This window comes from Bacillus sp. GMs2/2 (genome assembly GCF_050172095.1).
Taxonomy (GTDB): Bacteria; Bacillota; Bacilli; order Bacillales; family Bacillaceae_G; genus Bacillus_A; species Bacillus_A cereus.
In genome coordinates this window covers 1-7,257 of the sequence record NZ_JBNLYE010000206.1, presented here as the reverse complement: position 1 = coordinate 7,257, position 7,257 = coordinate 1, and the positions used below count along the sequence as shown (strand labels likewise).

Genomic DNA, 7,257 nt, shown 5'->3' with positions numbered 1-7,257 from the left:
TCAATACAATGTATTTGACATTGTATTTCTTTTTCGTTATATTGGTTTTATAAAATTAAATTGTGCACAACTTAATTAGAAGGGAGTTATTTATGACAGAAGACTCTTTGCATCTAGATAACCAACTTTGTTTTTCTATTTACGCCTGCTCTAGAGAGGTTACTCGTTTTTATCGACCTTATTTAGAAGAAATGGGTATTACGTATCCCCAGTACATTACTTTACTCGTACTATGGGAGCAAGATGGACTAACAGTAAAAGAAATTGGAGAACGTCTATTTTTAGATTCTGGTACGTTAACACCTATGTTAAAACGCATGGAATCATTAAAACTTGTAAAACGTGTTCGTTCCAAAGAAGACGAGCGAAAAGTTTGTATTGAATTAACAGAACAAGGCAAAGATTTAAAGGAAAAGGCTTGTTCATTACCGACAACGATGGCTACAAACTTAGGAATTACAGAGCAAGAATATCGCTCTTTATTAATTCAACTAAATAAAATAATTGACACAATGAAAACAATTAATGATGGAAAAGGGGAATAAATATGGATAAATTATATACTGCTTCAGTAACAGCAACAGGTGGAAGAAATGGGAAAGTAGTTTCAGATGATGGCATATTAAATCTTGATGTAAAAATGCCGAAAGCACTAGGTGGTGCAGGCGGAGAAGCAACAAATCCAGAACAACTATTTGCAGCTGGTTATGCAGCTTGTTTCGATAGTGCATTACAACTTGTCATTCGTACAAAACGTGTGAAAGTAGAAAGTACAGAAGTAACTGCTCACGTTTCTATCGGAAAAGATACAGATGGTGGTTTCGGTCTATCTGCTGTACTTGATGTACATGTGGCTGGCGTTTCACATAGCGAAGCACAAGAACTTGTAGAAGCGGCTCACGGTGTATGTCCTTATTCGAAAGCAACACGAGGAAATATTGAAGTTACATTAAACGTACGCTAAAAAATTTAGCAAAACAAAAACGCGCGACATTCGTCACGCGTTTTTTGTTTTTGTAAATTTATGAATTGCTTTCCACGCTTCTTCTTTTCCAAGTCCTGTTTCAGAAGAGAATAGAACAATTTCATCGCCAATTTCAACAGCAAGTGTTTCTTTTACAACTTTTAAATGCTTTTGCCATTTCCCTTTCGGAATTTTATCGGCTTTCGTCGCAATAATAATTGTTGGGATTTCATAATGCTTTAAGAAATCATACATCATCACGTCATCACTTGTTGGTTGGTGACGTAAATCAACTACTAATACAGCTGCGTCTAATTGCTCACGAGTTGTAAAGTACGTTTCAATCATTTTCCCCCATGCAGCGCGCTCCGATTTAGATACTTTTGCATATCCATAACCTGGAACGTCAACAAAGTGCATCATCTCATTGATTAAGAAAAAGTTCAGCGTTTGCGTTTTTCCTGGTTTAGAAGAAATACGCACTAACTTTTTACGATTTAAAATTTTATTAATAAAGGAAGACTTCCCCACATTTGAACGACCTGCTAATGCAATTTCTGGTAAATCACTGTCTGGATATTGTTCTGGTTTAACAGCACTAATTACAATATCTGCTTTTGTTACTTTCATTGTTTCACTCCTACTAATGCGTGCTCCAATACTTCATCTAAATGAGATGCAAGCACAAACGTAAGGTTTTCTTTTACGCTCTCTGGAATATCATCTAAATCTTTCTCGTTTTCTGCTGGCAAAATAATTTTTGTTAAGCCTGCGCGGTGAGCACTTAATGTTTTTTCTTTTAAACCACCAATTGGTAATACACGACCACGAAGTGTAATTTCACCTGTCATACCCACTTCTTTACTTACAGGAATACCTGTTAGCGCAGAAATAAGTGCCGTTGCCATCGTAATACCTGCTGACGGTCCGTCTTTTGGAACTGCTCCTTCTGGAACGTGAATATGAATATCATTTTTCTCATGGAAATTCGGATCGATCTGAAGCTCTTCTGCACGAGAACGTATATAACTAAACGCAGCTTGTGCTGATTCTTTCATAACATCCCCAAGTTTCCCTGTTAAAATTAGTTTCCCTTTTCCTGGCGCTACAGAAACTTCAATGGCAAGTGTATCGCCGCCTGCTGCTGTGTAAGCTAGACCTGTTGCCATACCAACTTGGTCTGTTTTTTCAGCTTGCCCATAACGGAATATGTGTTTACCAAGTAAATCAACAATCTTTTTCTCTGTCACAACGATACGTTTACGTTCTGCTGTAACGATAATCTTCGCTACTTTACGGCAAACTTTTGCAATTTGGCGCTCTAGCGTACGAACACCAGCCTCACGTGTATAATAACGAATAATCTCAAGCAGCGCTTCATCACGCACTTGTAAATTACCTTTTCGTAAGCCATGTTCTTTTAATTGTTTCGGCAACAAATGCTCACGAGCAATGTGTACTTTTTCAAGTTCTGTATAGCCAGCAATCGAAATGATTTCCATACGGTCAAGTAATGGACCTGGAATACTTGAAAGTGTATTAGCAGTTGCTACAAACATAACTTTTGATAGATCATATGGTTCTTCAATGTAATGATCACTGAAGTTATGGTTTTGTTCTGGATCTAATACTTCAAGTAATGCCGCTGATGGATCTCCACGGAAATCGTTAGACATTTTATCAATCTCATCTAATAAGAAGACTGGATTAACTGTTTTCGCCTTTTTCATACCTTGAATAATGCGTCCTGGCATTGCTCCAACATATGTACGACGGTGACCACGAATTTCAGATTCATCACGCACACCACCAAGAGATACACGGACGAAGTTACGATTCAATGATGTTGCAATTGAACGCGCTAACGAAGTTTTGCCGACCCCAGGAGGGCCTACTAAACAAAGGATAGGTCCTTTTAATGAATTCGTTAACTTCTGTACAGCTAAATATTCAAGTACACGCTCTTTCACTTTTTCAAGACCGTAATGATCGTTATTTAAAATCTCTTCCGAATGAGCAAGGTCAATTATATCTTCTGTTGCCTCTGTCCACGGAAGCGCTAATAACCAATCAATATAATTGCGAATAACACCACTCTCCGCAGAACTTGCTGGTAACTTTTCATAACGATCTAATTCTTTCAGGGCAGCCTTCATTGTTTCTTCCGGCATTCCTGACTGTTCAATTTTCTCACGAAGTTCTTCTACTTCTCCGCCCTTGCCTTCTTTGTCGCCAAGTTCAGTTTGAATCGCCTTCATTTGCTCACGTAAGAAATATTCTTTTTGCGTGCGCTCCATGGAACGTTTCACTTTTTGCCCAATTTTCTTTTCTAGGCTAAGTAACTCTTGTTCATCTTGAATAATTGAAATAAGTGTTTGTAATCGTTCTTTTACAGATACAATCTCTAAAATCTCTTGTTTCTGCTTCGTTTTAATCGGCAAGTGAGAAGCAATTAAATCAGCTAATCTCCCTGGTTCTTCCACATCAGCTACCGTTGCAAAAGTTTCATTTGAAACTTTTTTCGAAACTTTAATATATTGTTCGAAATGCTCCAGTAACGTACGCATAAAAGCTTTCTCTTCTAAATCATCTTCTACTTCTTCAGTTACCTTTTTAATAGACACTTGTACTACATTTTCTTCTTCGATAAACTCTATTACTTCTGCTCTATGTAAACCTTCCACAAGGACACGAAGCGTACCGTTCGGCAATTTTAACATTTGCTTCACTTTCGCCACTGTACCTACACTATATATGTCATCTTCTTTCGGATCATCGATATTCATTTCTTTTTGCATTGCTAAAAAGATGATATTTTCATCCATTGCCGCCTGCTCTAGTGCTTGTATCGATTTATCACGTCCTACATCAAGATGCAAAACCATCGTTGGATATACGAGAACGCCTCTTAATGGTAGGAGGGGCACGATTCTTTCGTTCGTATTCATACTAGACATAGCACCTCCATAATAAATTAAACTCCTGTTCAACTATTTTATATTACAATACACCTAGATGCAATTGCTGAGATTCCGCGCAATTGTAAATAGCTTGTTTTTCTACCTCACGAAAAGAAAAAGACTCCGATTAAGCATACAAACTTAAACGAAGTCTGGCAAATTTTATTATTGTTTATTTTTACATAGATTGTGCATCTGTTTCGTCTACGTGAGTATGTACATCTAGCTCTCTATGCATATTTTCTTGCATAAACGTTAACTCAAATACTTCTTTTAACTTACGAACAGGAATAATTTCAATTCCCTTGATCGTATACAAAAATGGTTGCATATTTTCAGCAGGAATAATGACTTTCTTAGCTCCCGCTTTTTTCGCAGCTTTTATTTTTGCGTATACGCCACCAATAGGCTTTACTTCTCCGTGTATACTTATTTCACCTGTCATCGCTACTTCATTATTTACATACGTGCGGTGCACCGCAGAATATACACCTGTTGCCATAGCGATTCCTGCAGAAGGGCCATCAATTGGGATACCCCCTGGAAAGTTAATATGTATATCGTATCCTTCTGGCAACACATCTAAAGAACGAAGTACTGTTAATACATTATCAACAGAGCCTTTCGCCATACTTTTACGACGAATCGATTTCGTTTGACTACCAATACTTTCTTCTTCCACAATTCCGGTAACATTTACCGATCCTTTATCTTTCGCCGGAATTGCTGTTACTTCAATTTCTAATAACGCACCTGTATTTGGTCCGTATACAGCAAGACCATTTACAAGACCAATCCTTGGAATCGGATAAATGCGCTTTTCATATTTCGGTGTAAGCTGACTTGAGTGAACAACCCACTCTATATCTTCATCCTTAATGAAAGAACGTTCTTCATTTATCGCCATACCCGCAGAGATTTGCACGAGATTAATCGCTTCTCGTCCATTCCTTGCATACATCCCAATCATCTCAATACCATTTTCACCTATTTGCATTTCCACTTTTTCCGCGGCATTTTTCGCTACTTTTTGAATTTCTTCCGTATCTAATTCACGGAAAAATACTTCTAAGCAACGTGACCGAATAGCAGGAGGAATTTCCTCTGGCGAACGTGTCGTTGCTCCAACTAAGCGAAAATCTGCCGGTAAGCCTTTTTGGAAAATATCATGTATATATGTTGGGATCATTGTATTTTCTTCACTATAGTACGCACTTTCTAAAAATACTTTTCGATCTTCTAACACCTTTAACATTTTGTTCATTTGAATCGGATGGAGCTCGCCAATCTCATCAATAAACAAAATACCACCATGTGCATCTGTTACAGCCCCTTTTTTCGGTTGCGGAATACCTGCTTGCCCCATCGCCCCAGCACCTTGATAAATCGGATCATGCACCGAACCAATTAAAGGGTCTGCGATACCACGTTCATCAAACCGAGCTGTTGTCGCATCAAGTTCAATAAATGTTGCATTCGTACGAAATGGAGATTTAGGATTTCGTTTCGCTTCTTCTAATACAAGACGTGCTGCCGCTGTTTTCCCAACACCTGGTGGGCCATATATGATTACATGTTGCGGATTCGGACCACAAAGAGCCGCTTTTAACGACTTAATCCCGTCCTCTTGCCCTACAATATCTAAAAAGGTTGTAGGACGCACCTTTTCTGCTAGCGGCTCTGTTAAAGAAATCTCACGCATTTTACGAAGTTGTTCTAATTCTTTTTTCGATTCTCGATCAATTGAAACTTTTTGTGTTCGTTGATTTCGAAGTAAATGCCAGAAATACAATCCGACAATTACACCAAAAACAAGTTGAACAACTAAAAATATATTTGTCCAGCTCATTATTTATTTCCTCCCGCAATATTTTATCTCTTAGTATTTCCGCGGAGGAACGTAGCTAAACATAAAGAAAAACAGCAATTATAAAAATTGCTGTTTCCCTTTCGCATTATGCAGATGTTTTTGTATCAAGTACAGTACCGTCTTGTAACACCAATTTTGGCGGCTCATTATCAGCTACTGTTTCTTTTGTAAGAATACACTTCTCGATATCTTTACGAGATGGAAGTTCGAACATTACATCAAGCATTAAGCCTTCAATAATAGAACGAAGTCCACGAGCACCCGTTTTACGTTCAATTGCTTTTTTCGCAATTTCGATTAGTGCACCTTCTTCAAACTCTAACTCAACATCGTCAAGCTCCAATAGTTTTTGGAATTGCTTAACAAGTGCATTTTTCGGTTTCGTTAAAATATCAACAAGAGCATCTTCATCAAGTGGCTCTAGGTTCGCAATAACTGGAAGACGACCGATAAACTCTGGAATTAAACCAAATCTTAAAAGATCCTCTGGTAATACGTGAGATAAAACATGCTTCTCATTTACATCAGCATTTTTCTTCTCAGAACCAAATCCAATTACTTTTTCACCAAGGCGACGTTTAATAATCGGCTCAATGCCATCAAACGCTCCACCACAAATGAATAAGATGTTCGTTGTATCAATTTGAATAAACTCTTGGTGCGGATGCTTACGACCACCTTGAGGTGGAACGCTTGCTACAGTACCTTCTAAAATTTTTAGAAGTGCCTGTTGCACACCTTCACCAGATACATCACGTGTAATTGATGGATTTTCGGACTTACGTGCCACTTTATCAATCTCATCAATATAAATGATTCCTTTTTCCGCTTTCTCTACATCATAATCAGCTGCTTGAATTAATTTTAGTAAGATATTTTCTACATCTTCACCAACATATCCAGCTTCTGTTAAAGATGTTGCGTCCGCGATTGCAAATGGAACATTTAGAATACGCGCTAACGTTTGTGCAAGTAATGTTTTACCACTACCTGTTGGCCCGATAAGTGCGATATTACTCTTCGCTAATTCTACATCATCAATTTTGCTGTTAGAATTAATGCGTTTGTAATGGTTATATACCGCTACCGCTAGTGCTTTTTTCGCGCTATCTTGCCCGATGACATACTCATCTAAGATTTCACGAATTTCTACCGGTTTCGGTACATCTTTGAATTCTACTTCTTCGTCCTTCGCAAGCTCCTCTTGTACAATTTCAGTACAAAGTTCGATACACTCGTCACAAATGTAAACACCTGGACCTGCCACTAACTTTCGAACTTGCGTTTGTGTTTTACCACAGAAAGAACATTTTAATTGCCCTTTTTCATCATTAAATTTAAACATATTTTCACACCCCTTACAAAGTGCTAACCTCTTGCCTTCGTATGTACACGATAAATGTATCGTATGTAAATACATATTATGTCACTACGTGGCGAGAAATACAAATAATATGACTAGT

At 37.9% G+C, this 7,257-nt stretch carries 6 protein-coding genes; 2 read left to right on the top strand and 4 right to left on the bottom strand.

What is annotated here, in order from left to right; genetic code table 11:
• Window positions 1–92 precede the first annotated feature (92 nt).
• Both ACQGS6_RS19990 and ACQGS6_RS19985 read left to right on the top strand, forming a co-directional pair.
• Window positions 93–545, top strand: a complete 453-nt coding sequence (locus tag ACQGS6_RS19990) for a MarR family winged helix-turn-helix transcriptional regulator (RefSeq protein WP_000133914.1) — start codon at window positions 93–95, stop codon at window positions 543–545.
• A gap of 2 nt (window positions 546–547) precedes the next feature.
• On the top strand, window positions 548–964 hold the full coding sequence (locus ACQGS6_RS19985; RefSeq protein WP_000359781.1) for an organic hydroperoxide resistance protein: 417 nt from the start codon (window positions 548–550) through the stop codon (window positions 962–964).
• Window positions 965–997: 33 nt separating this feature from the next.
• Here the strand turns inward: ACQGS6_RS19985 and ysxC are convergent, their stop codons facing one another.
• The 4 genes from ysxC to clpX form a co-directional block, all read right to left on the bottom strand.
• Complete coding sequence (ysxC, locus tag ACQGS6_RS19980) at window positions 998–1,594, bottom strand: ribosome biogenesis GTP-binding protein YsxC (RefSeq protein WP_000869116.1); 597 nt, start codon at window positions 1,592–1,594, stop codon at window positions 998–1,000.
• Entirely contained in the window at window positions 1,591–3,921 is a 2,331-nt protein-coding gene (gene lon / locus ACQGS6_RS19975; protein ID WP_061138933.1) for an endopeptidase La, read from the bottom strand. The genes ysxC and lon overlap by 4 nt, the downstream gene beginning before the upstream one ends.
• A gap of 181 nt (window positions 3,922–4,102) precedes the next feature.
• A complete protein-coding gene (gene lonB, locus ACQGS6_RS19970) occupies window positions 4,103–5,773 on the bottom strand; it encodes an ATP-dependent protease LonB (RefSeq protein ID WP_000119179.1) in 1,671 nt (556 codons plus the stop codon).
• Between the two features lie 106 nt (window positions 5,774–5,879).
• The gene (clpX, locus tag ACQGS6_RS19965) at window positions 5,880–7,139 is read right to left on the bottom strand and encodes an ATP-dependent protease ATP-binding subunit ClpX (protein WP_000472289.1); all 1,260 of its coding nucleotides are present in this window, start codon (window positions 7,137–7,139) and stop codon (window positions 5,880–5,882) included.
• Window positions 7,140–7,257: the final 118 nt, after the last annotated feature.

Coding starts and splice junctions, on each gene's coding strand:
- ysxC (WP_000869116.1), bottom strand. CDS start 1,594: ATGAAAGTAACAAAAGCAGATATTGTAATTAGTGCTGTTAAACCAGAA.
- ACQGS6_RS19990 (WP_000133914.1), top strand. CDS start 93: ATGACAGAAGACTCTTTGCATCTAGATAACCAACTTTGTTTTTCTATT.
- clpX (WP_000472289.1), bottom strand. CDS start 7,139: ATGTTTAAATTTAATGATGAAAAAGGGCAATTAAAATGTTCTTTCTGT.
- ACQGS6_RS19985 (WP_000359781.1), top strand. CDS start 548: ATGGATAAATTATATACTGCTTCAGTAACAGCAACAGGTGGAAGAAAT.
- lonB (WP_000119179.1), bottom strand. CDS start 5,773: ATGAGCTGGACAAATATATTTTTAGTTGTTCAACTTGTTTTTGGTGTA.
- lon (WP_061138933.1), bottom strand. CDS start 3,921: ATGTCTAGTATGAATACGAACGAAAGAATCGTGCCCCTCCTACCATTA.